Below are 22,524 nucleotides of genomic sequence, written 5' to 3' on the forward strand. Positions count from 1 at the left end.
CCGGTAGCCGATGAGGCAGCCGCCCAGCTGGCAGACCGTGATCACCAGCGCCAGTGTCGGATCCAGTCCGAGCACGACTGCGCCCGCGACTACGGCTGGGTTGCCGAGGAAACCCGCCCCCGACACCAGGAACATCGCGGCAGCCAGTGCGCTGGCGCCGGCCGCGGACATTCTCAGGGTTGGCGTGTGGGCGGCGGCGAAGAAGCAGATGACCGCGGCTGCGGCGGCGGTGATCTCGCTCAAGGCGTGCACGCGGTGACTGTCACCGCCGCGGTGAGCCCTGCGCGGGCCGCGTCATGCCCTGGGCTGGCTAGTTGCGTTGCGCACCAGCCCGTCACCGGCGCCGCCCTCACCACCCCGGTGCCGAGTAGTTCCGCGATATCGGGTGGCCGCCCGAGCACCGGGGCTTGGTGCGGGCGTGGCGCCGGTCATCGCGTCTACCTCGACCGTGGTCGGCTGGGCGGGGTTCAGGCGTGGGCGGGCAGCAGCTCAGCGATAAGCGCCTCGACGCGGGAGCGGATTTCGTCGCGAATCGGGCGGACGGTTTCCACGCCTTTGCCGGCCGGATCGTCGAGGTCCCAGTCGCGGTAGCTGATGCCGGGGAACACCGGGCAGGTGTCACCGCAGCCCATGGTGATCACCACGTCCGAGGACTGCACCGCGTCCGGTGTGAGGATTTGCTGAACGGCGCTGCTCGCGAGGCCCTGTGCTGCCACCCGCCCCCGCCACCTCCACGGGGTTGCGACAAGCTGCCTCCTCGGGCCGCCGTCGAGCAGCGTCAAAGCGCACTTCCCGAGTCATTCTGGACGTCATGCACGCCTGGCTGAATGCGGATCAAGGGGCGATGAGGGCATCAATCTGGTTGAGCGCGGCGCTGGCGCCCTCGACGACACCCATCTCCAGCACCTTCTGCAGTCCTTCCGCGGTTTCGTACGTGCCTACGTACCTGGCGCGGGTGCGGCCATCTTGCTCGGTGAACGTGTAGATGTTCTGCGAGACCGGTAAATCCGGGTTCGGGTTGAAATCCAGGTCGGCGAACCCGTCCTCGAACGAGAAGCTGCGCGGCTCGTCGACGGCCGTGACTTTCCAGTACCCGGCGAACTTCTCGCCCTCCGGGCTGGTCATAAAGTAGGTCACCCGGCCGCCCGGGGTGAGGTTGTGGTCGACGACGGTCGCCGGGTAGGTCGGCGGGCCCCAGACCTTTTCCAACTGGCGCGGATCGGCGTAAATCTGCCAGATCCGCTCCACCGGCGCGGCGAATTCGGCGGTGATGGTCAGGGTGCGGGAGTCCGGGTCGTGCTGGACGTTGATGACGGGCATTGTTACTCCTTCTGACTGCGGTGCGGTGTGGTGTCGGATGCGATCAGCTCGTCGATGCGCGCGATGCGGCCACGCCAGGCCTGCTCCAGCTCGGTGAGCATGGACGCCACTGACCGCACCGCCGTCACGTCGCCGCTGGCCAGCTGCTCGCGGCCGTCGCGCCGCTTGGTGAGCGGCCGGCCTTCTGTAGGACGGCGACGTGCTTCTGCACTGCCGCGAAGCTCATGTCGTACTTCGCGGCGAGAGCGGAGACCGAGTGCTCCCCGGCCAGCACCCTGCGCATGATGTCGCGCCGGGTCCGGTCGGCGAGCGCGTGGAACAGCGCATCAGCCCTGTCCTCCTCGTCTCGCTCGGTCACGAGAAGAATATACAACCAATTAGTTGTATGTTGTCAAGGGTCGTGTCGCACCTATGGGGCAATGCAGCCGCAATGCTCCGATCGACCTTGTGGTCCGGGGTGGCCGCGAGACCCGCGGGATCGGTATTGGCGCTGCACAACACCACGCACACCCGCTCGGCCCCGGCCGGTACGCCGAGTGCGGCCGAGAATCGCCGCCAGCGCAGCGGCCGCGTCATGTTCAACGGCGGCTCGGCGGTAGCTCCACAACGCCCGCCGAGCCGCCACAATGTCGTTGTCCGACACCAACACAGACCAAGTAGGGGTCCTCACGCAGTCGGGTGGCGCGGAAAGAGTGTGATCATGGTGCTGATGGAGTGCTGATCGAACTGCTCGTCATCGACGAATCCGAACGCCTGACCGCCACCGCTATCGAACACCTGCGCGACCACCGGCCGCGCCCGCGTCACGCGCAACATGTTCGAGGACCTGCGCAACGGGAAGCTGCGCCTGCCGGTGTCCGACCTCGACCGCCACGGCGTGACGCGTGCGGACCTGGAGCAGGGACGCGACACCCCAGGAGCGCGGGCGTTGATATCGGCCACAGCCAGTTCCGCGCGTGCCGCACTCGTGGAAAGTGAACGGATCATCGGTGAGGTCGACCCTGACTACCGCCCATTTCTTCGTTATACGCTCGGCGTGCCCCATAACGTTCTGGACGATGTCGGGACTCTTGGGGTCGCGGTCATCCGCCGCCCCTATCACGACGGGAAGATGGCGAACCTGCGCATGATGGTCCGTTCCCGTCGTATGGGAACATCGACTGAAGCCGTGGCTGGGCGCGCGTGACCGAGCACCTCGGCTGCGCGGTCGTCCTGAGCCGCCGGTAACGGGTCGCCGTAGTACTCGCCGAAATCGGGCGGATTCGGAGCAACCGCAGCTGGGGGTGCTATCGGTTGTGACGCCCGAGTCCAAAGAGGCGCCGCCGATAGATCACCGCTATCAGGGGAGATGCCGGTATCCGCCCGACTTTCGGCGATTGCTACCGGCACCCCGACCTGATCCCGGCCGATACCGGATGTATCTCCCAAAAGCGGGTGTATCTAGCAACAGTGGTGCGAGGTACGCCGCGTGCCGGAGAACCGCGGCGCCGCGGCGGTGACGGTCAGAGGCGTGTCGCGGTCTGGACGAGGTCGGCGACGGCTTTGGATCTGCTGTGCGGTGGCCAGGCGATGACGGTTGTGACAGCCGGTGCGTCCGGGACAGGCACGATGGCATGATCGTCGCGTAGCTGAGTTCGCAGCGACTCGGGCACGACCGCGCAGGCCCGTCCGAGCGCAATCAGTTGGAACAGCTGGGTGTGGTCGCGGACCTGCGGGCCGGGGCCGTCCGCATAGCTCCCATCGTGTCGAGGCCAGCGCGGCAGGGGCAGGTCCGTCAGGGCGTAGACCTCGGCTATCGATAGGTGGGGTCGGTCAGCGAGGGGGTGCCCTGCGGGCAGGACGGCGACTTGGTGTTCGGTGTGTAGGTCTTCGGTGTCGAATCCAGCCAGTGTGTCGTAGGGCCGGTGGAGCAGAGCAGCGTCGGCGCGGCCGTTGCGTAGCAGGCTTTCGGGCTGGCCGGGCCCGCACAACATCACCTCGACGGGGACAGCGCCAGGTTCGGCGGCGTAGGCGTGCAGCAGCTTCGACAACAGTTCGCGGGAGGCTCCTGCCTTGGTGGCCAACACCACACCGGGCTGGTCGGCACCGGCTCGGCGGGTGCGGTGCTCGGCGGCTTGGATCGCGTCGAGGGCGGTCCGGGCCTCCTGCAGCAGCACCGACCCGGCCTCGGTCAAGGCGATAGTGCGAGTGCCGCGGTGCAACAGAACGACTCCGAGCCGTCGTTCGAGCTGCTGGATGGCTCGCGATAGTGGTGGTTGCGCCATCGCGAGCCGTTGCGCCGCCCGCCCGAAGTGCAATTCCTCGGCGACGGCGACGAAGTATCGCAGCTCTCGTGTCTCCACCGGATCAGCGTATCCGGCCGCTGACCGCGACCGATACCCGTGCGGTATCACCGCGGACCGGATCGGTCTTGGACGCCGCACCCGGAGCCGCCGCAGGATCGGCGGTGTGAGTGAACAGACGATTGCGCTGGTGACCGGCGCGAACAAAGGAATCGGATACGAGATCGCCGCAGGCCTGGGCGCTCTCGGCTGGCGAATCGGGGTGGGCGCGCGGGATCGACAACGCCGCGACACCGCGGTGGAGAAGCTGCGCGCGGCGGGGACCGATGCGTTCGGCGTACCGCTCGACGTGACCGACGACGTAAGTGTGGCCGCTGCGGCCGAGTTGATCGCCGACCATGCCGGAGGCCTCGACGTCCTGGTCAACAACGCCGCGATCACCGGCGGTGTGCCGCAGACGCCCACCACGGTCGATCCCGCGACCGTGCGAATCGTCGTGGAAACCAATGTGATCGGGGTAATCCGGGTGACCAACGCGATGCTGCCGATGCTGCGCGCCTCGGCCTCGCCGCGAATTGTGAATATGTCCAGCAGCGTCGGTTCGCTCGCCCTGCAAACCACGCCCGGCATCGACATGGGCCCGGTTCCCGCTGCGTACTTGGCGTCGAAAACCTTCCTCAACGCCGTCACGGTCCAATACGTCAAGGAATTGGGCGATACCAACATCCTGATCAACTCCGGCTGTCCTGGTTTCACCGCCACCGACCTCAACGGCTTCCGCGGCGTCCGCACCCCCCAACAGGGCGCGGCGATCGCGATTCGCCTCGCGACCCTGCCCGACGACGGCCCGACCGGCGGATTCTCCGACGACGCCGGAACTGTGCCCTGGTGACGGCAATGACAAAGGCAGTCCGGTACAACGAGTTCGGCGGAATCGAGGTGCTGAGGGTCGAGGAAGTCGACAGCCCGGTACCCGGGGACCGGCAGGTCCTGGTGCGGGTGAAAGCGGCAGGCATCAATCCCGGTGAGGCAGCCATCCGAACCGGCGCGATGGCCGACATCTTTCCCTCGACCTTTCCGTCCGGGCAGGGCAGCGATCTCGCCGGGGTTGTCGCGGAAGTCGGAGTCGGAGTCGACCGATTCTCGGTCGGCGACGAGGTGATCGGATTCTCCGAGAAGCGGGCCGCCCAGGCCGAGTTGGTCCTGGTCGACCTCGACAACCTCACACACAAACCACGCGAAGTCTCATGGGCGGTGGCGGGCGGCCTGTACGTCGCCGGAGTGACTGCCTGGGGCGCGGTGCATTCCGTACAACTCGACAAGGGTGAGACCGTCGTCATCTCCGCAGCAGCCGGAGGAGTCGGCTCGCTCGCCGTTCAGCTCGCGCGCCGTGCCGGAGCCACAGTCATCGGTCTGGCGAGCCGGCACAACCACGAGTGGCTGCAAAGCCACGGCGTGATCCCGGTCGCATACGATGACGGCGTCATCGACCGGATCAAGGCCGCCGCACCCGACGGCATCGATGCCTTCATCGACACCCACGGCGGCGGGTATGTCGAACTGGCCCTTGCTCTCGGTGTCGCGGCCGAGCGGATCGATACCATCGCCGATTTCGCGGCAGCCGCAAAGCACGGAGTCAAGACCGAACCCGGAACCAACGCCAGGCCGGGGGCTGAGGTACTCGCCGAACTGGCCACCCTGATAGCCGAGGGACACCTCGAAGTCCCGATCGCCAACGCCTACCCGTTGACACACGTCCGCCAGGCTTATACCGAACTCGAACGACGACACACTCACGGCAAAATCGTGCTCGAGCCCTAACCCCAAGGCCGCGCAGTTAACGTGTGAGTTGGTGTGTCAAGCGGGGTGGGGTGGTGAGCGGGGACAGCGGAACTGCTGGTAGAGAGGTGTTGTCCGCCAAGACAATCCGCTCGTCCGAGGAGTTCCGCTGTCAGTTCAGTGTGTCATTGATCGTTCCTCGCGGGTCGCGGAGGGTGTGTTCGCGCCGGGGCACCTTGGGGAACTGACCCGGATCGTGTCGTTCGATCTGGTCGACGCGGCGCTGGAAACAGCCGGTGCCGTGCGGTCGCGAGTGCGGCTGCTGCCGTCGCGGGTGGTGGTGTATCTGCTGCTGGCCGGAGCGTTGTTCTCCGATATCGGGTATCGGCAGGTATGGGCGCGGTTGTGTGCCGGGTTGCCCGGTGGATCGTTCGTGTGTCCGGGTTCCTCGGCCTTGTCACAGGCGTTGCGCCGTGTCGGGGTCAAACCGTTGGCCGCGTTGTTCGACCTGCTCGCCGGCTCCGCCGCTGGAGCGGTGCGGTGGCGGGGTCTGCTGGTGTGCGCGATCGATGGCACCAGCGTGTTTGTGCCCGACAGCCCGGGCAACGTGGCCGAGTTCGGGCGTCACGGTGGCGGTCACGCCCAGGCCGGGTACCCGATGCTGCGGTTGCTGGCGGTGGTGGCGTGTGGCACCCGCACCGTCGTCGATGTCGTGTTCGGTCCGTTGCGGATCGCGGAAACAGCCTATGCGCCACAACTTTTGGGGTGCCTGCGCCCGGGCATGTTGTTGCTGGCCGACCGGAACTTCGCGGTTACGGCGTTGATCGAGCAGATCACCGACACCGGAGCGGATCTGCTGATCCGCGCCAAACTCAACCGGCGCGTTCCCGCGATCGCGCGGTTGGGTGACAGATCGTGGCTGACCCGTACCGGTACGGCGACTGTGCGCGTAATCGACGCCGAGATCGCCGTCAGCTGCGCCGGCGGGCCACGCCGGGTCGAGCGGTACCGGCTGATCACCACCTTGACCGACGACAAGCGCTACCCGGCAGAGGAATTGGTGGATCTCTACCATCAACGATGGGAGATCGAAACCAGCTATTTCGAACTGAAATCGACCATCCTCGGTGGGCGGGTGCTGCGCGCCCGCACCCCGACCGGGGTCGCCCAAGAGGTCTACGCGTTGTTGATCACCTACCAGGCGCTGCGCACCGCCATCGCCGATACTGCGCTGGCCACACCGGGTTTCAGCCCCGACCGCGGCAGTTTCACCATCGCCGTGCACACCGCTCGCGATCAGCTCATCCAGGCCGCCGGAGTCCTCGCCACCACCACGATCAACCTGATCGGCACCATCGGCCGCGCGGTCCTGTCCAGCCCGCTGCCACCGCGACGCCAACGCTCCAGCCCCCGCATCGTCAAACGCGCCATCTCCAAACACCGCGCCAAGGGCGAGGTCGACCGCAACATCTACAAAACCCAGATCAGCGTCCATATCCTGCCCGGTTGACAACCAGGCAGAAACCCAAACTGCGCGGCCTTGGCCCTAACCCGCACCGACACAATGCAACCCGCTCCCAAGAGACCCTGCTCAACACAGCCCAGCCGACCGCGCCGGGGACTGCTAGAACCCCGGACGACACATCCGATTTTCGGCATGAGGGAGACGTTCCAGACCCTCTGCCTCTGGAATACCGCAGGGTCCGAATATAGCTGGCCGCCAGTCGAGTGCGGTCATGTGGTTTATACACCGCCAGTCACCGACGAGTGCGAGCACCCGACCACCCGCTCAACCTGATTGACCGGACTGCGCGCCGTGGGCTCGCTGCAAGCAAGTCGAAGACGAACCTGATCCATCGAGTTCGCCGAATCCGATTGAGCCCGTGCCTATCTGGCATATTCTCGGTCGGCATGGCGATGAAAGTGACAGACCACGTGTTCCTCACCCGCGCTGCGCGGGAATCGCTGCCGCCGGTACTGCAGGGAGTCACACTCGACCGCCACGACGGAATACCGATCGTGGCCGGCCACAGCGGGACGCGGGTCGATGAGAGCGGCTGGATCAGGATCGACGCTGTCCCCTACAACGGCGATCCCGGCAACTACCAGGACCATGTCCAGCTTCGCCTGCCACCGACATCCGTCGCGGCAATCCTTTCAGTCCCACAGCGATAGATGTCGCGCGCCAGCGCAGCCCAGAGACAGCAAAATGCAGGGGGAACAGATGACGACCACTCTCGAGGACCTGTTTCTCGACGTGATCGAGGAAGCGAAGCACAGCGAGACCTGGGAACAGGCCGTAGATCTCCACGAACACACCAAGTCGCTCGCTGGCAGCCTCGGACGGAAACAGAACCTGTACTCCGCCGACATGCGACGAGACCTGATCAACCTTCGCAACGAAGCACTCACGAAAGTCCGCAACGCCCTCCACCGCGCGAAGGTCGACCGCGACGTCACCGAACACACTGCCGCGCGGCAACGTTGGGAAAACGAGCGCAACGACCGACTGCAGCACATAGACCGGGAGCTGCAAGCTGCCGAACATGAGCGAGAAGCCCAAAACCAGCAACCATCCCGACCCATCCCCGGTCACGCCTTCGAGGGGCTGACCAGGTCACAGCCCGAACGAAACCGGGATATCGGCTACGAGCGATAGCCGCTACTTCGCGGCTGTCTCGGGTGGGTGGTCATGGCTTCTCCCCTTCGCTGACTGGTTGACCGCAATCCATTCGGCGTGCGCGGCCGCGGACGCGCCGCTCCAGTTCCCTTGGACGGCGGATTTACTCCTCGATCCCTAAGCGTCACCGATCACAGCCACGCACGAACGAGGTCTTCTGGACCCCAATGCCTTGCGAGTGGAAGACTTTCGGCAACACCGGATCGGGAAACGGCTACCAGGGGGGTGCTGTGATCGGCGCCGGGCACCGCGAGTAGGGACCGGGCCAGTGCGTCGTAGTCGTGGCGGTCGAAGGGCCGGTCTTCGAGCCACTTGATGGAACCGACGAAATGTATCGCGCTGGCCACGGGTTCGCGGTCGGCACCGATCAGGTCGATTTCGGGATTGTTCTGCCGGTTCCACCATCCGCCGACCGCTTCGATGTCGGGCCATCGATCGTTGGACAGCAGGCGCAGTAGGGATTCCCGGACCAACGGTTCGATAGCACGTCCGCGCCAGGTGGCCCACGAGCGTTCGATGTGGGCCAGCGCGAGATCGCCGCGACCGCGTTCGATGAGTGGAATGGCGCGCTGCAGGAAGGCCAGCCAGAACCGCAGATAGGAGTCGGCGATTCGGTAGCGCTTGTTTTTGGTGTCGGGTTTCGTGGAAAGTGGTAGATCGCTGGCGATGATTCGCTTGTCCCGCAACATGTTCAGCAGCGGATTGAGGGTACCCGCGGGAAGCGCGTTCGCGCCACCTGCTTGTGCGGCGATGGTGCTGAAGGTCCGTTCTCCGCTGCCGACGGCTTCGAGGACAGCGCGCGCTCGCATGCCCGCCGGAAACTCGCCGAGTAGCGATAGTTCGCCTGCGACGAGCAGGGAAGCGAGCGGGTTCTCCGCTGCGTCGCGAAGGAAGTCCGTCCGGCTCATTCCCGGGCGCCACGACTGGACGATCTCCGGGAAACCGCCGGTGATCAGCAGCGCGTCGATGCTGGCGGCGGCGCTGAGGCCGGTCATGGATTGCACATCGGCCAGATGCAGCGGTTCGACGGTCATTTTCGTAGCGCGCCCGTAGAACGGTCGATCGTGCGATCCAAGGGCCTCCATGATCGAGATATCGCTGCCGACCAGTATTAGAAGGACCGGTTTGGCCGAGAGGTAGCGATCCCATACCGTCTGCAACGCGCCTTCGAACTCCGGATCCTGTTCGACCAGCCACGGCACCTCGTCGATGACCGCGATGCAGGGCTTGTCATCCGGCACGGCGATCGCGAGAGATCGCAGGGCTTGATTCCAGTCGCCGGCCTGAAGCCCTCTGATCAGGTCTCCGCCGCCTAGGCTGGACTGAGCGATCGTGGCGGTGAATTCCTCCCGCTCGGCGAGTGGATTGCGGCCGCGGGTCGCCTGGAAGACGACATAGCCGCGGTGCGACCGATCGCAGAACTCCTGGACGAGCCGTGATTTTCCGACGCGTCGGCGACCGGTCACGATGACCGCACGGCCGCAGGTGCTCCCGGTGGCGTCGATCACCGAGCTCAGCTGACGACCGAGCAGGTCCAGGTCGGTGGCTCGTCCGGTGAATTTCATGCGGCTCCTAAAGTAAGCTATTAACTTACTAAGTTGCAATCTTAGTTTGCAAGAGCTCGTGCGAGCTGGAATCGGCACAGGCGGCGCCAGAAGGGGTGTGGCCCGCGCATCCCCTCTGCAATCGCGTCGCCCCCGGCGGTTCCCACGAATATCGCATTCGTGGGAACCGATCGGGACGCTGTCGCGTCAGTGATGGGTAGGTCGATGACTGTAAGCGGTGACGCGGAGCTGGTCTGCCGAGCGGCGTGCTCATCGGCTCGGTCGCCTAGGAAAGTCACGAACGAAGGAGTGTTGATGGTGGGATTCGATCCGAGCCGTGCGGTGGAGGACTTCGCGCAGAGGGCAGCTGATTTCGAGCGTCAGGCGAACCGGTTTCAGGAGTTGCAGGGCCGGATGACGGCGCTCGTGGCCACCGAGTCGAGCAGCGGCGGGCGGGTCAGCGTCACCGTCGACGGCAATGGCGTACCCACCGCCATCGACCTGTCGGCGAGCACGCGAGGAATGGATCCGGCGGTGGTCTCCGCCGAGATCATGTCCTGTCTGCGGCGGGCCCAGGCGAGGCTGCGCGCGCAGGTCGCAGAGATGGTGCAGGACACGGTCGGCGATGATGCGGCAGGTGCGGCGATTGTCGAGCGATTCGCCAAGCAGTTTCCGGATCCAGATCCGACCGAGGCGGGGCCACCGGCATATACCGCACCGCCGCCTTCGTATGCTCCGCCGCCGGTGCCGTCCGCCGACTTCTCGACGGAGCCGGGGCCTGCGGCGCCCGCGTCGGAGGTGTCGACTCCAACGGCGCGCAGCCGTAAACCCAACCGCGATCAGATCGTCACCCCGGATGAGCCGGATCCCGACGAGGAGTACTACCGGAAGTCGTGGCTGGTGTAAACATGACCAATCCTGAAGCGTTCTCGGTGGATCCCGACGAAGTGCGCGATCATGCCGCGAAAGTGCAAGAGCTGATGAAGAGTTTGACCTTGTCGCTCGAGGCTGCCACATACCTGGGTGCCGCGGACGACGGTTACGGAGAGATACCGCGTCCGTGGGTGAAGCTGGTGTTGGACGACAATCACCGCAACACCATCGACGTGATCCGCAAGCTGGCAGAGGACGTCGCGGTGCTGCCCGACAAACTGCGCACTGTCGCAACGACATTCGAAGACAAGGACGGCTCCTTCGGTAAGTCGCTGACCGAACTGCTGGAGACCATCGGCGACGCACAGAAAGGTGCGAAGTGAGCACGGGGATCGGTAACTGGCTCAACGAGAACACTCCTGGTTTCGACGACAAGCCCAAGCCGAAGAACAACCCGTTGATCGCCGAGCACACGGACTACCGTGAGGAGTACTTCCAGGAGAACGTCTTCTTCCTGTCGAACGTCGGCCTCGCCAAAAACCCGGAGACCGGGGTCCCCGGGGTTGTGGAGGGAACGCTCGTCGGTGACATCTGGGAGGTCTACTTGAACCTTCAGAAGCGCGATACCTTCAAAGCGATCACCGGTGGTATCGCCGCCGGTGCGACCGTGGCGGATGCGCCAGGAGATCCGTTCGGATTCGTAGGAGATCAGATCGCCGGTTGGATGCTCACTCATGTCGAGCACTATCGGAAGGTGCTCGATGGACTCGCCGGAAACGGCCAGATGGTCAAAGGCTATTCCGATACCTGGATGGAAATCTCCAAAGCGCTGACCGGCATGAGCAGTACGTGGAAAACGGGGCTGGAGAAAGACATCGCGACGTGGACCGGCGGCGCGGGAGATTCCTACCGGAATCGGGCCGGGGAACTGACCGACAAGATTCTCGCCGCCGGTGGGGTGGCCGCGTGCCTCGGCGCCACCATGAAGACGGCATCGGAGATCGTCGGGGTCTTCCACAAGCTGGTGCAAGACATCCTGACCAGCCTTGCCGGTGCGCTGATCGGGTACACCATGGAACTGGCTGTGACAGCTCTCGCCGCGACTCCGCATGTCATCTCCGCAGTGCTGGCGAGACTCGCGCGGGACGGCTTGCGGATATCGACGCTGCTCGGCGAGATGCTGGCAGCCTTCAAAGATGTGCATGCGATCAGCCAGGCGGTCGCCGCTGTCGTCTATGCCCTTCTCGGCCATGAGGAACAACAGCAGCCCGCGTAGGGCGTGCTTCGGCGTACGGCTGTTCGTGGCCAGTGTCTCGCGCACAGTCTTCACATACTCGGAGGGACAACCGATCGTGAACAATCAGCACGTGCAGGGGAAGTATCCAGAGGTGCTCGAAGGCATGCCTTTCGCGCCGCCGCAACCGGGCCCGGCAGGCTTCGGCGCTCCACCCTCGCAGCCTTTTGCGCCGCCTGCTGGCCTATCGCCCAACACCTTCCGGCCGCATCCGTACGGATCGTCGGCATTCCATCCGCACGAGGAGCCCTCCTATGTGACACCGCCGCCGAATACCGTCGGCCCACATGGCTTTCTGCTGAAACATGGCACCGCGAATGCCCCAGTGGACGCCTACCGCCCGGAGCCGGGAGAGACAGGGATAATCATCGACGCCTCGTACTTCCGATGGTGGATGGCCGTGTATTTGTACGCGACAACCACGCCGCGAATCTTCATAGACGGCGTCGAAGTACCAGACGTGTCCTGGGGCACGACACAGATCCCCGCGTTACCTGGCTTACACCACGTCGAGGTCTGCACGGGTAAGGCCCACTGGTTCTTCCGAAACTTCATGAGTGGTTGGCCGTTCGACATCGGATTCGCCGACACTGTTGTTCCGGTAACTGGTGGGCGCCGTACGCCCGTCTACTACCGCCCACCTGCGCTGCGCTTGTGGCCAGGTGCGATCGGCCCGAAACCGCCGCGATGGCCAGGATTGAACTGGATGCGGTTCACTTGGTTCATCAGCGCCGCGCTTGTCGGGTTCTTCGGGTTGATGACGTTCACCGCGGTGCAGAATATTTTGAACTGATCACCGCTGAATGCGAACCGGCATGTGCGGGCAGGGGCAGGTGGCTGTGCCGATGCCCTCGACGGTCCACCGGCATGATCGCCCGTGGTCACTCTGGCGGCTGGTATATGAAGAGTTCCACGACTCCCTCCTACCATCGAACATCGTCGGGTCTGCATTGGCGCGGTAGTCCTGGCGGCCTGAGACCGACCCGCCGATTACCCAGCCCCGTGCCTCGTTGGAGCTAACCGCATAAAGGTTCGCTCACTTTTCAAGGTCCTGCCCGACTGCTGCGCGTGCGGTTTCGAGCACGGTTCCAGTGTGTACGACGGAAATCTCGAGGCCGGTCAGCCAACTCGGAAGGCAGACAACGCCTGCGGGCTTGAAAAGCACCTCGATCCGGGTAGTGCCCCCCGCCTCAGGATTGCTTCTCAGCACTAGCCCAGTGTGGCCGACGCCCCAGCGTTGAACCTCGAATCTACGCTCGCTGGCAAAGACTCTCATGGAGCCATTGTGCTGGCCGCGCTGTTCGGTCGCAGCAGGCACTCGCTCGGCGAATTGTTCGCGGTGCGAAGCACAATCGCGGACCGGGCATACCAACGTAGCTGGTCTGATGTTGTGCCCAAATGCTTTGGCTCAACATACGTCGGGCTGGTAGGCCGAATAGAGTGCGCGTGCGCTCCGATCAGCTGCCGAACCGGGTCAACACAGCGCTGGCTTCTTGAGACGCGGTGCCTTCCTCGGCGAGGTGGGCCATCGCGGGGGCGATTTCGCGGCCGTGGTGGGCCATCGCCTGGGCGTAAAGTCGGCCCGCACGGTAGGAGGAGCGGACCAGCGGACCGGCCATCACCCCCGCGAAACCGATCTCCTCAGCCATCTTCGAGTGCTCGACGAACTCCTCCGGCTTCACCCAGCGGTCGACGGGGTGGTGGCGGGGGGAGGGTCGTAGGTACTGGGTGATGGTGAGGATGTCGCAACCCGCCTCGTGCAGGTCGCGCATGGCCTGAGTGACTTCCTCCGGCGTCTCACCCATGCCCAGGATCAGATTCGACTTGGTGACCAATCCTGCTTGGCGGGCCGCGGTGAGAACCGCGAGGGACCGCTCGTAGCGGAAGGCAGGACGAATGCGCTTGAAAATGCGGGGCACGGTTTCGAGGTTGTGCGCCAGCACTTCTGGGCGGGAGGAGAAGACCTCGGCGAGCTGGTCATGGTCGGCGTTGAAGTCGGGGATCAGCAGCTCCACGCCGGTGTTCGGGTTCGAACGCTTGATGGCGCGGACGGTTTCGGCGTAGAGCCAGGCGCCGCCGTCTTCCAGATCGTCGCGGGCCACACCGGTGATGGTCGAGTACCGCAAGCCCATGGCCTGGACGCTTTCGGCGACGCGGCGTGGCTCGTCGCGGTCGAGTGCGGCGGGTTTGCCGGTGTCGATCTGGCAGAAGTCGCAGCGGCGGGTGCATTGTTCGCCGCCGATGAGGAAGGTGGCCTCGCGGTCTTCCCAGCATTCGAAGATGTTGGGGCAGCCTGCTTCTTCACACACCGTGTGCAGGCCTTCGCGTTTCACCAGACCCTTGAGCTCGGAGTACTCGGGACCCATGGTGGCGCGGGTACGAATCCACTGGGGCTTCCGCTCGATCGGGGTCTCCGCGTTGCGGACTTCGATGCGCAGAAGTTTGCGGCCGTTCGCGGCACGAGCCTCGGGCCCGGAGGCGGTAGCTTCCGTAGCCGCGGAGGGCCGCGGGGGTGTCGCAGCAGGTTGGGCCGCAGCGGCGTTGTGTGGTGTCGGGGTGTCGACTGAGGTCACTTCAGCGACCTTACGCCGTCGTGGTCGGCGGCTGCGGGGCAGTCTTTCCCGGTGTGACGCGGGCGATAGTGCGATCGGTAACCGGGAGTTCGCCGTCGAGGGCACGGATGACCGCGTCGGTCACCAACGGCTTCATCTCGGCGACAGTCACCTCGCGGTCGAGCTCGCGGGTCAGTGTGGTGACGCCCGCGTCGCGGATACCGCAGGGGACGATGGCCTGGAAGCCGTCCATCGCCGAGTTGCAGTTGAACGAGAGGCCGTGCAGGGCTACGCCGCGCTGTACACGCACACCGATGGCGGCGATCTTGCGTTCGGCGTACAGCTCGGTCGCGGGCAACCAGACGCCGGAGCGGCCCTCGATCCGGCCGCAGGTGAGGCCGAGGCCGGTACAGACGGTGATCAGCGCCTCCTCGAGGCGGCGCACGTAGTTCACCACATCGACCGGCTCGGCCAGACGCACGATCGGGTAGCCGACGAGCTGACCGGGGCCGTGCCAAGTGATCTTGCCGCCGCGGTCCACCTCGACAACGGGGCTGCCGTCGATCGGCAGATCGTCGGCCTCGGTCCGGCGACCCGCCGTGTACACCGAGGGGTGTTCGAGGAGCAGCAGATGATCGGATCCGTTGCTCTCGGCCCGCTCCGCGGCGATGGTGCGCTGCAGGTCCCAGGCGGTGTGATAGTCGATGAGTCCGAGATCCTCGACCACGATCGGGGTCGAATCGAATCGGGCGGACCAGGTGGTGCGCGTGTCGTTCACAGCCATGACGGTACGCCCAGGAGGATGTCCGATTCCAGCACCTCGATGTGGGAAGCGCCACAAGGTGATCAGGTTTGCCGGGGAAGCGCTGGGCTGATTCAGAGGTCGGTCACCCGCTCGGCGCGATGAACAATATGAACGCGGCGACGGTGCTGCCATGGGGAAGTGCGGCGGCATCGTCAACGCGGTCGCATCGGGTTGTGAAACCCGCTCGAAGGGAGCGGTGCGGCGTAATTTCGTCGCTCTCGTGTCGAGGGATGCGGGACAGCTCAGTCGCCGCCGACCGGCCGCATCGGCTGCATGAGCGTCAATTCCGCCACCGCCCAGACCTCCGGCAGACTCCGAAGCTGTCCTGCAACAGGATCGACCCGGGTTGCTCGATTCGATCACCCCACCATGGTGTGCGCAGTGCCTGTGTGACGAGCGGCGAGCAGTGCGACGCCCCCTCACCGGGATCGCATCAAGAGGGATGACCGGCAGCGGCTCGGTCGACGTCCACCGGCAGCGTCAGCTGCATGAGCGTCAGATCCATCCACCGCCCGAACTTGCGGCCGACCTGGGGCAGCACACCGACGGTGCGGAATCCGAAGCGCTCGTGCAACAGGATCGACCCGGCATTGCTCGATTCGATCGCGGCGATCATCGCGTGCACGGTCCCGCCGCGCCGCGCCCGCTCGACGAGCTCGGTGAGCAGGGCGCTGGCGATACCGCGGCGGTGGAACCGCTCGTCGACGTAAACCGAGTTCTCCACGGTGAAGCGGTACCCCGACTTGGTGCGCCACGGGCCATAGCTCGCGTAACCCGCCAGCGCGCCGTCGACCTCGGCGACCAGCACGGGCAGCCCCGCCCCGGTGCGAGCACGGAACCACGTGGCGCGCTCGTCCATGCCGACCTGCTCGGTGTCCCAGATCGCGGTGGAGGTGGCGATGTTCGCGTTGTGGATGATGAGGATCGCAGGCAGGTCGGTGGGACTCGCATCGCGGATGACGGTGGCGGGTCTGGTGTCGAGTCGGTCGGTCATCGGGCTGCTCCGGGGCCGGGGCGCCCCACCGCGGCCGCGAGCGCGGCGCCGATGGTGGGGTGCCGGAACTGGTAGCCAGCCTCCTCGAGGGCCGTGGGAATCGCTCTCGGGCCGTGCAGGATCGCCTCCTGCGCGAACTCGCCGACCAGCGTACGCAGCACGAACGCGGGCACCGCGAAAGGAGTGGGACGGTGCAGTGCACGCCCGAGCGCGCGGTTGAACTCGGCGTTGGTGACCGGCGCGGGGCCGACCACGTTGACCGGCCCGGACATCGCGTCATCGCCGAGCGCGAAGACGATCGCGCCGATCTCGTCGGCCATCGAGATCCACGGTGTGTACTGGCGACCGCTGCCGATCCGTCCGCCGAGACCGAGCGCGTACAGCGGTCGCAGCATGCTGAGCAGACCGCCGGTGCGGGACAGCACGACGGCGCTGCGCAGCAGGACCGTGCGAACACCTGCGCTGGTGGCGGGCTCGGTCGCGGCTTCCCAATCCCGGCACAGCGTGGCGAGGAAGCCCGTACCAGCGGAGGCGGTTTCGTCTACCACGCGATGTCCGGTGTCGCCGCCGTAGTAGTGCACGCCGCTGGCGTTCAGCAGTACCGGAACACCGGCGGCGACGACCGCGTTCGCCAGCACGTCGGTGGGGGTGATCCTGCTGTCGCGCAGTTCTTGTTTGAAACTGCCGGTCCAGCGGCGGCTTCCTACGTTCGCGCCGCACAGGTTGACCACCGCGTCGGCGCCGCGCAGCGCTCGCTCGTTCAGGTCGGCGCGGGCCGGGTCCCAGGCGAATTCGTCCGGGCCCACGGCCTTTCTACGCACCAGTCGGGCGACGTCGTGCCCGTCGCGGCGCAGAGCCGCGACGAGCGCTGTCCCGATCAGCCCGGACGAGCCGGCGATCACGACCTTCATACGTGCCGGAGCTTCCTTACAGGCCGAGGTCGGCCTCGAACGCCGCTTCCTCGAGCCGATGCCGGATCGTGGTCAGGAAGCGACCGGCGTCGGCGCCGTCGATCAGGCGATGGTCGTAGGTGAGCGGGAGGTAGCACATCGAGCGGACGCCGATGGACTCGTTGCCGGTCTCGTCGGTCACGACGACCGGCCGCTTGACGATCGCACCTGTACCGAGCATGGCCGCCTGCGGCGGAACCAGGATCGGGGTGTCGAACAGCGCGCCCTGGCTGCCGATGTTGGTGATGGTGAAGGTGCCGCCAGCCAGCTCGTCGGGCTTGAGTCCGCCGGTGCGGGCACGGTTCGCGATGTCGGCGATGGCGCGCGCCAGGCCCGCCAGCGACAGGTCGCTCGCGTTGTGGATCACCGGGGACAGCAGGCCCTGGTCGGTGTCGACGGCGATGCCGAGATGCACCGAGGCGTGGTAGGTGATCTCCTTGCTGGACTCGTCGTAGCTGGCGTTGACGTTCGGGTGCACGCCGAGCGCCTCGACAACGGCCTTGGCGAAGAACGGCAGGAACGTCAGGTTGACGCCCTCGCGGTTCTTGAACGACGCCTTGGCCTGGCTGCGCAGCGCGGCGACCTTGGTGACATCAGCCTCGTGTACCTGGGTCAGCTGCGCGGTGGTCTGCAGCGACTCGCGCGTCTTGGTCGCGGTGATCTGGCGAATGCGGTTTGCCTTCTGCACGGTGCCGCGCAGGTGGGCCAGCTGCGGGCGCGCCGCGGCGGGGGCCGACGGAGCCTTGGCCGCAGCCGGGGCGGGCGCGGCCGGAGCCGGTGCCTTCTTGGCCTCCGCGGCGGCGAGCACATCTTGCTTGCGGATCCGGCCGCCGACACCGGAACCGGTGACCGTGGCCAGGTCGACGTTGTTCTCCTCGGCCAACTTGCGAACCAGCGGGGTGACGTACGGGGTCGCGCCGTTGTCGGACGCTGCGGCGGGTGCTGGCGCCGGAGCCGGAGCTGGCGCCGGAGCGGGTGCTGGCGCCGGAGCCGGAGCGGCGGCAGCCGGAGCCGGAGCGGGTGCCGGAGCCGGAGCGGGTGCCGGAGCCGGAGCGGGTGCCGGAGCCGGAGCGGGTGCCGGAGCCGGAGCGGGTGCCGGAGCCGGAGCGGGCGCAGGTGCGGCGGCCGCGGGAGAACCGCTGCCGATCACACCGAGCTGGGCACCGACCGGGACGACATCGTCTTCCTGCGCGGTGATCTCCAGCAGGGTGCCCGCGACGGGGGACGGGATCTCGGTGTCGACCTTGTCGGTCGAAACCTCGAGCAGTGGCTCGTCGATGGCGATTTCATCACCGACCGCCTTCAGCCAGCGGGTGACGGTGCCCTCGGTGACCGACTCGCCGAGTTCCGGCATCTTGACCGGGGTGCCATCACCGGACGACGCGGGTGCGGCCTGGGCGGCGGGGGCCGGCTCCTGTGCGGCAGGGGCGGGCTGGGGTTCCGGGGCAGGCGCCTCCTGCGGGGGGGCGGGGGCCGCGGCCTCCGGAGCGGGAGCGGACGAAGCCGCCTCACCGGGCTCGCTGATGACGCCGAGTTCACCGCCGACCTCGACCACATCGTCTTCCTGGGCGACGATCTTCGACAGCACACCCGCCGTGGGGGACGGGATTTCGGTGTCGACCTTGTCGGTGGAGACCTCGAGCAGCGGCTCGTCGACCTCGACCGTGTCTCCTTCCTGCTTCAGCCACCTGGTCACCGTTCCCTCGGTGACGCTCTCACCAAGAGCGGGCATCTGGACGGAGAAGGCCATGTCCGTTGACTCCTCTGACTGCTCGACGGGTTCTACAACAGCTTGATCTCACTGCGGACGCCCGTCGCGGGTCGCGTCGTGCATCCGACAGCCACCGATCATTGCGGCGGCACCGGAGATCTGTGTGGTTCTTGTACCGCGGTCCATCCTTGCATTCGTCCGCGAGCTGCGTAGCGGAGGGCAGCCAACTGTACGGAGCTGGCACTATGGGATGACCGGCGGTGAACATTCTCCGGTGCTGGAAAGGAGGTCGGCGTCGTTGGGTTTGCTGGATCGTTTCCGACGCGGCGCGCCCCGGGGCGGTGCCGCTCTACGTGCGGGTTCGGTAAGCGGCGAGGACGCTCGCTATCTGGCCGAGTGGGTGCGCACCCACGTGGGGGTCGAAGGCTACGTCGAGCCGAAGACCACGGTGACCGATGTCACAGTTGTTCTTGTTGCCGCTGATGGTGAATGGACGCGCCGGATCGTCGGCGAACGCGGAGCCCGTCGGCTTGCCGGAGATTTGCGTATCCCCGTCTATGACGTGCGCAAGACCGGGTATCCGCAGCGGATGCGCGACTACGACGCCCGTAAGCGCGTGCAGCGGCAGCGGGCGTTGGAAGAGGAATTGCGCGAAATGTAGGGGCGTCGTCCGAGGGACGACGCCCTGGCGCTCACTCGGCGGCGATGCTCTCGATCACCGTGATGAGGGTGCGGACCGGCACGCCCGTGCCGCCCTTGCCGATGTAGCCGAACGGGCCGCCGGTGTTGTAGGCCGGGCCCGCGACGTCGAGGTGGGCCCACTGCACGCCCTCCGGGACGAACTCCTGGAGGAACAAGGCCGCCGAGAGCATGCCGCCCCAGCGGTGTGGCGCGACGTTGGCCAGGTCGGCGATCTTGGAGTTCAGATCGGCGCGCAGCTCGCTGGGAAGCGGCATGGCCCACCCGTTCTCGCCGACGTCGCGAGAGATACGGGCGACCCGGTCACGGAACTCGTCGGTGCCCATCACGCCGGGGGTGCGGGTGCCGAGCGCGACCATCTGCGCGCCGGTCAGCGTGGCCACGTCGATGAGGTAGTCGGGGTCGTCCTCGCTCGCGCGGACGATCGCGTCGGCCAGGATCAGGCGGCCCTCGGCGTCGGTGTTGAGCACCTCGACGGTGGTGCCGCCGTATTGGGTGAGCACGTCCCCGGGGCGCTGCGCGGTGGCCGAGGGCATGTTCTCGGCCATCGGAACCGTCGCGGTGACGGTGACCGGCAGGCTCAGTCGCGCGGCGAGCAGTGTGGTAGCGATCACGGCGGCCGCACCGGCCATGTCGGAGGTCATGTTCTCCATGTTCGCCGCGGGCTTGATGGAAATGCCGCCGGTGTCGAAGGTGATGCCCTTGCCGACCAACGCGACCTTCTTGGGCCCGCCCGAGTAGCTGATCCGGATCAGCCGCGGCGGGCGCGAGGAACCCTTGCCGACGCCGAGCACGCCGCCGTAACCGCGTGCTTCCAGGGCCTTTTCGTCGAGCACCTCGACGGTGAGACCCGCGGCCTCGGCGAGTTTCTCCGCTCGGGATGCGAACTCGGCGGGGAACAGGTGGCTCGGCGGTGTGTTCACGAAATCGCGCGCTGTGGCGACGGCTTCGGCCGTCAGCTGAGCGCGGAAGAACACCTCCTCGCCGAATCCCGGCTCGGGCACGAGGAACTCGACGCGCGCCACCGGGCGTTCGTCCGGTTTGGGCGCGGACTTGTCCGACCTGAACGGCGTGAACGAGTAGGCGCCCAGGTAGAAGCCCTCCGTGGCGGCGCCGAGATCCAGGCCCGACAGCGTGGTCACCACCAGTTCGGTACCCGACAGTGCGCGGGCGGCTACCCCTGCCGCGCGGCGGATCTGCTCGGCGTCGGCCTTGTCGGCGGCGCCGAGCCCCACGGCGAGCACGCTGGATACCCCGTCCAGTCCGGCCGGGGCAGGGACCCGGGTCAGCTCTTCGGCCTTGCCCTTCGCGCCGACCGCGCCGAGCTGGTCGAGCAGCTCCGCGCGAACCTCGGCGGTGAGCACGTCGCCGAACAGGTCCTCGGGCACGATGGCGGGACCGTCCTCCGACGACGTCAACCCGATGACGAGCACATCGGTGTCCGCGCCGATGGTCTCGGTGCGTGCCAGTTCCGGTCCGAGCGAGCGATCTGCAACAGCGGTCATGGGCACAGGCTATTCGGTCTGTTCGAGGTGTCGCACCGCGACGCCGTCCAGCAAGAGTTCCACGCCGGCGTCGAGGAGGTCATCGAAGTCGAGTTCGAGGCCGGTCGGGTCGGCGGTGAGGAAACGGTGCAGGGCCGGGCGGGTCGCCGGGTCGAGCAGCTCGGTCAGATCGTGGCGCAGCGCGTCCGAGTCCGCGGGGGATCGCGGATTGCCGAGGCGGTCGGTGCCTTCGGAACTCCACAGCAGCGCGAGACCCTGGACCAGGCCGGATAGCGACAGGTAGATCGCGAACGCGTTCTGCCTGGTGAGGTTGGGGTGGTCGAGGGCGGAGAAGTTGCGTTCGAGGATGTCCAGCAACGCCGGGCCGAGGGGCGGGCGGGTACGGGCCAGGAGCGGCAACATCCACGGGTGCCTGCGGTAGAGGCGCCACTCCTCGCCTGCCTCGTGTCGCAGCCGCGCCCGCCAGCCGGAGCAGCGGGGTGGCGGCGGTGGAATTTCGTCGAGCACCAGCTCGGCCATGCTCGCCAGCAATGCTTCCCGGTCGGGGAAGTGGCGGTAGAGGCCGGCCGTCGCGACGCCGAGCACGCTGGCGAGGCGGCGCATGGTCAGGCCATCGATGCCATCGCGGTCGACCAGATCGACGGCGGTGCGGGCGATGGCGACTCTGGTGAGCCGCGTCGGCCGCGTGGTGCGGCGAGTGGATGGTGCGTCGTCGCGGCGGGCGCGGTAGGCGCGCGCTTGGCAGGACCGGGAGCAGTACTTGCGTTTGCGGCCGCGTGTGGGTTGGGCGAGCTCGTTCCGGCACATCTCGCACGTCATCGGACGCTCCTATTTCGACACACGAATAGGTGTGACGAAATGCTAGCAAGCGTGTTGTGGCATCCCTAGATTGACAATCACACACGCTGTTCATATCGAAAGGGTTTGCGGATGCAGCTCACCGCTCGGCAGGCGAGTGCTCAGGACCGTGACGCGCTCATCGAGGCGTTCTGCGCGGCCAGCGTGGACGAGGTGGTGACGGCGTGGGTGCTGGAGGGGCAGCCCGACGCGGGCTTCCGGACCGCGTTCGTGCCGGGCCTGGTCGACCGCGCACTACGGGACGACGAGATCTGGGTCGCGGGGGCGGATGAGGACCTGTGGTCCGTGTCGATCTGGCAACGCGTCACCTCGGTGGAGCGGTTCGTCGCGGAGGCCGTCGAGGCCCGGACACTGGCCGTGAAGGCGCCCGCCGTGCGCCCGCTGCGCCGCGCGGCGTTCGTCACCGAACTACTCGCCCGCGAACACCCACGTGAATTCCCGCACCACTATCTGCAAGTGATCGTCACGATGCCGGAGCATCGCGGCCAAGGCGCAGGTGCCGCGATCCTCACACACCGGCTGCGAGCCGCCTCCGAAACGGGTATCCCGGTCTTCCTCGAAGCGAGCACCGAACGATCCGCCCGCCTGTACACCCGCTCAGGCTTCACCCGGACCGGAGCAACCCACACACTTCCGGAAAAAGGCCCGACCCTCATCCCCATGTGGTTCCACCCCTAG

The 22,524-nt window shown here is 66.5% G+C and carries 24 protein-coding genes and 2 pseudogenes; 13 read left to right on the plus strand and 13 right to left on the minus strand.

Annotation, left to right across the window (positions count from 1 at the left end; genetic code table 11):
- The first annotated feature begins 10 nt into the window (after positions 1–10).
- Positions 11–259 (plus strand): hypothetical protein, encoded by a 249-nt coding sequence (locus OH799_RS34120; protein WP_406273023.1) that lies wholly within the window; start codon positions 11–13, stop codon positions 257–259.
- Positions 260–467: 208 nt separating this feature from the next.
- On the opposite strand, the pseudogene OH799_RS34125 reads toward OH799_RS34120, so the two are convergent.
- The 4 genes and pseudogenes from OH799_RS34125 to OH799_RS34140 all read right to left on the minus strand — a co-directional run.
- Positions 468–680: pseudogene (locus tag OH799_RS34125) on the minus strand (heat-shock protein HtpX); the annotation flags it as partial.
- A 154-nt stretch (positions 681–834) separates the two neighbouring features.
- Positions 835–1,320: an SRPBCC domain-containing protein gene (locus OH799_RS34130; RefSeq protein ID WP_406273025.1), complete on the minus strand. Its 486-nt coding sequence runs from the start codon at positions 1,318–1,320 to the stop codon at positions 835–837.
- Between the two features lie 2 nt (positions 1,321–1,322).
- A pseudogene (locus tag OH799_RS34135) lies at positions 1,323–1,693 on the minus strand (ArsR/SmtB family transcription factor).
- A 293-nt stretch (positions 1,694–1,986) separates the two neighbouring features.
- A complete protein-coding gene (locus OH799_RS34140) occupies positions 1,987–2,127 on the minus strand; it encodes a hypothetical protein (RefSeq protein ID WP_406273028.1) in 141 nt (46 codons plus the stop codon).
- A gap of 7 nt (positions 2,128–2,134) precedes the next feature.
- Here OH799_RS34140 and OH799_RS34145 point away from each other — a divergent pair, with 7 nt between their 5' ends.
- Positions 2,135–2,506 (plus strand): squalene/phytoene synthase family protein, encoded by a 372-nt coding sequence (locus OH799_RS34145; RefSeq protein ID WP_406273031.1) that lies wholly within the window; start codon positions 2,135–2,137, stop codon positions 2,504–2,506.
- A 316-nt stretch (positions 2,507–2,822) separates the two neighbouring features.
- Here OH799_RS34145 and OH799_RS34150 read toward each other — a convergent pair whose 3' ends face one another.
- Complete coding sequence (locus OH799_RS34150; RefSeq protein WP_406273034.1) at positions 2,823–3,662, minus strand: LysR family transcriptional regulator; 840 nt, start codon at positions 3,660–3,662, stop codon at positions 2,823–2,825.
- 106 nt (positions 3,663–3,768) lie between these two features.
- Between OH799_RS34150 and OH799_RS34155 the strand changes: the two genes are divergently transcribed.
- The 5 genes from OH799_RS34155 to OH799_RS34175 all read left to right on the plus strand — a co-directional run bounded on the left by OH799_RS34155 (position 3,769) and on the right by OH799_RS34175 (position 8,040).
- The gene (locus tag OH799_RS34155) at positions 3,769–4,494 is read left to right on the plus strand and encodes an SDR family NAD(P)-dependent oxidoreductase (protein WP_406273037.1); all 726 of its coding nucleotides are present in this window, start codon (positions 3,769–3,771) and stop codon (positions 4,492–4,494) included.
- 5 nt (positions 4,495–4,499) lie between these two features.
- Complete coding sequence (locus tag OH799_RS34160) at positions 4,500–5,423, plus strand: NADP-dependent oxidoreductase (protein ID WP_406273042.1); 924 nt, start codon at positions 4,500–4,502, stop codon at positions 5,421–5,423.
- Between the two features lie 175 nt (positions 5,424–5,598).
- A complete protein-coding gene (locus OH799_RS34165) occupies positions 5,599–6,891 on the plus strand; it encodes an IS4 family transposase (protein ID WP_406273045.1) in 1,293 nt (430 codons plus the stop codon).
- Between the two features lie 401 nt (positions 6,892–7,292).
- Complete coding sequence (locus OH799_RS34170) at positions 7,293–7,556, plus strand: hypothetical protein (protein WP_406273048.1); 264 nt, start codon at positions 7,293–7,295, stop codon at positions 7,554–7,556.
- Between the two features lie 49 nt (positions 7,557–7,605).
- The gene (locus OH799_RS34175) at positions 7,606–8,040 is read left to right on the plus strand and encodes a hypothetical protein (protein WP_406273050.1); all 435 of its coding nucleotides are present in this window, start codon (positions 7,606–7,608) and stop codon (positions 8,038–8,040) included.
- Positions 8,041–8,192: 152 nt separating this feature from the next.
- Here OH799_RS34175 and OH799_RS34180 read toward each other — a convergent pair whose 3' ends face one another.
- Positions 8,193–9,626 carry an ATP-binding protein gene (locus OH799_RS34180; RefSeq protein WP_406273053.1) on the minus strand — a complete coding sequence of 478 codons (1,434 nt, stop codon included), beginning with the start codon at positions 9,624–9,626 and terminating at the stop codon, positions 8,193–8,195.
- A 294-nt stretch (positions 9,627–9,920) separates the two neighbouring features.
- Here OH799_RS34180 and OH799_RS34185 point away from each other — a divergent pair, with 294 nt between their 5' ends.
- From OH799_RS34185 to OH799_RS34200, 4 genes are all read left to right on the plus strand, one after another.
- Positions 9,921–10,511, plus strand: coding sequence for a YbaB/EbfC family nucleoid-associated protein (locus tag OH799_RS34185; protein ID WP_406273057.1), 591 nt, complete (start codon positions 9,921–9,923; stop codon positions 10,509–10,511).
- A gap of 2 nt (positions 10,512–10,513) precedes the next feature.
- Positions 10,514–10,861 (plus strand): hypothetical protein, encoded by a 348-nt coding sequence (locus OH799_RS34190; protein WP_406273060.1) that lies wholly within the window; start codon positions 10,514–10,516, stop codon positions 10,859–10,861.
- On the plus strand, positions 10,858–11,754 hold the full coding sequence (locus OH799_RS34195) for a hypothetical protein (RefSeq protein ID WP_406273063.1): 897 nt from the start codon (positions 10,858–10,860) through the stop codon (positions 11,752–11,754). The genes OH799_RS34190 and OH799_RS34195 overlap by 4 nt, the downstream gene beginning before the upstream one ends.
- Before the next feature lie 76 nt (positions 11,755–11,830).
- On the plus strand, positions 11,831–12,565 hold the full coding sequence (locus OH799_RS34200) for a hypothetical protein (RefSeq protein ID WP_406273065.1): 735 nt from the start codon (positions 11,831–11,833) through the stop codon (positions 12,563–12,565).
- Between the two features lie 664 nt (positions 12,566–13,229).
- On the opposite strand, the gene lipA is transcribed toward OH799_RS34200, so the two are convergent.
- The 5 genes from lipA to sucB form a co-directional block, all read right to left on the minus strand.
- On the minus strand, positions 13,230–14,345 hold the full coding sequence (gene lipA, locus OH799_RS34205; protein ID WP_406273068.1) for a lipoyl synthase: 1,116 nt from the start codon (positions 14,343–14,345) through the stop codon (positions 13,230–13,232).
- Between the two features lie 10 nt (positions 14,346–14,355).
- Positions 14,356–15,108, minus strand: a complete 753-nt coding sequence (gene lipB / locus OH799_RS34210) for a lipoyl(octanoyl) transferase LipB (RefSeq protein WP_406273071.1) — start codon at positions 15,106–15,108, stop codon at positions 14,356–14,358.
- A gap of 454 nt (positions 15,109–15,562) precedes the next feature.
- Positions 15,563–16,123, minus strand: coding sequence for a GNAT family N-acetyltransferase (locus tag OH799_RS34215; RefSeq protein ID WP_406273074.1), 561 nt, complete (start codon positions 16,121–16,123; stop codon positions 15,563–15,565).
- Complete coding sequence (locus OH799_RS34220) at positions 16,120–17,034, minus strand: TIGR01777 family oxidoreductase (RefSeq protein ID WP_406273077.1); 915 nt, start codon at positions 17,032–17,034, stop codon at positions 16,120–16,122. The genes OH799_RS34215 and OH799_RS34220 overlap by 4 nt, the downstream gene beginning before the upstream one ends.
- A 16-nt stretch (positions 17,035–17,050) precedes the next feature.
- Positions 17,051–18,823 carry a 2-oxoglutarate dehydrogenase, E2 component, dihydrolipoamide succinyltransferase gene (gene sucB, locus OH799_RS34225; RefSeq protein WP_406273080.1) on the minus strand — a complete coding sequence of 591 codons (1,773 nt, stop codon included), beginning with the start codon at positions 18,821–18,823 and terminating at the stop codon, positions 17,051–17,053.
- Positions 18,824–19,082: 259 nt separating this feature from the next.
- Here sucB and OH799_RS34230 point away from each other — a divergent pair, with 259 nt between their 5' ends.
- Positions 19,083–19,445, plus strand: coding sequence for an oxidoreductase (locus OH799_RS34230; RefSeq protein WP_406282844.1), 363 nt, complete (start codon positions 19,083–19,085; stop codon positions 19,443–19,445).
- Positions 19,446–19,476: 31 nt separating this feature from the next.
- On the opposite strand, the gene OH799_RS34235 is transcribed toward OH799_RS34230, so the two are convergent.
- Entirely contained in the window at positions 19,477–20,988 is a 1,512-nt protein-coding gene (locus OH799_RS34235) for a leucyl aminopeptidase (RefSeq protein ID WP_406273083.1), read from the minus strand.
- 9 nt (positions 20,989–20,997) lie between these two features.
- Positions 20,998–21,807: a TetR/AcrR family transcriptional regulator gene (locus OH799_RS34240; protein WP_406273085.1), complete on the minus strand. Its 810-nt coding sequence runs from the start codon at positions 21,805–21,807 to the stop codon at positions 20,998–21,000.
- Between the two features lie 111 nt (positions 21,808–21,918).
- Between OH799_RS34240 and OH799_RS34245 the strand changes: the two genes are divergently transcribed.
- Positions 21,919–22,524 carry a GNAT family N-acetyltransferase gene (locus tag OH799_RS34245; protein ID WP_406273088.1) on the plus strand — a complete coding sequence of 202 codons (606 nt, stop codon included), beginning with the start codon at positions 21,919–21,921 and terminating at the stop codon, positions 22,522–22,524.

The organism is Nocardia sp. NBC_00881 (assembly GCF_045207455.1).
Classification (GTDB): domain Bacteria; phylum Actinomycetota; class Actinomycetes; order Mycobacteriales; family Mycobacteriaceae; genus Nocardia.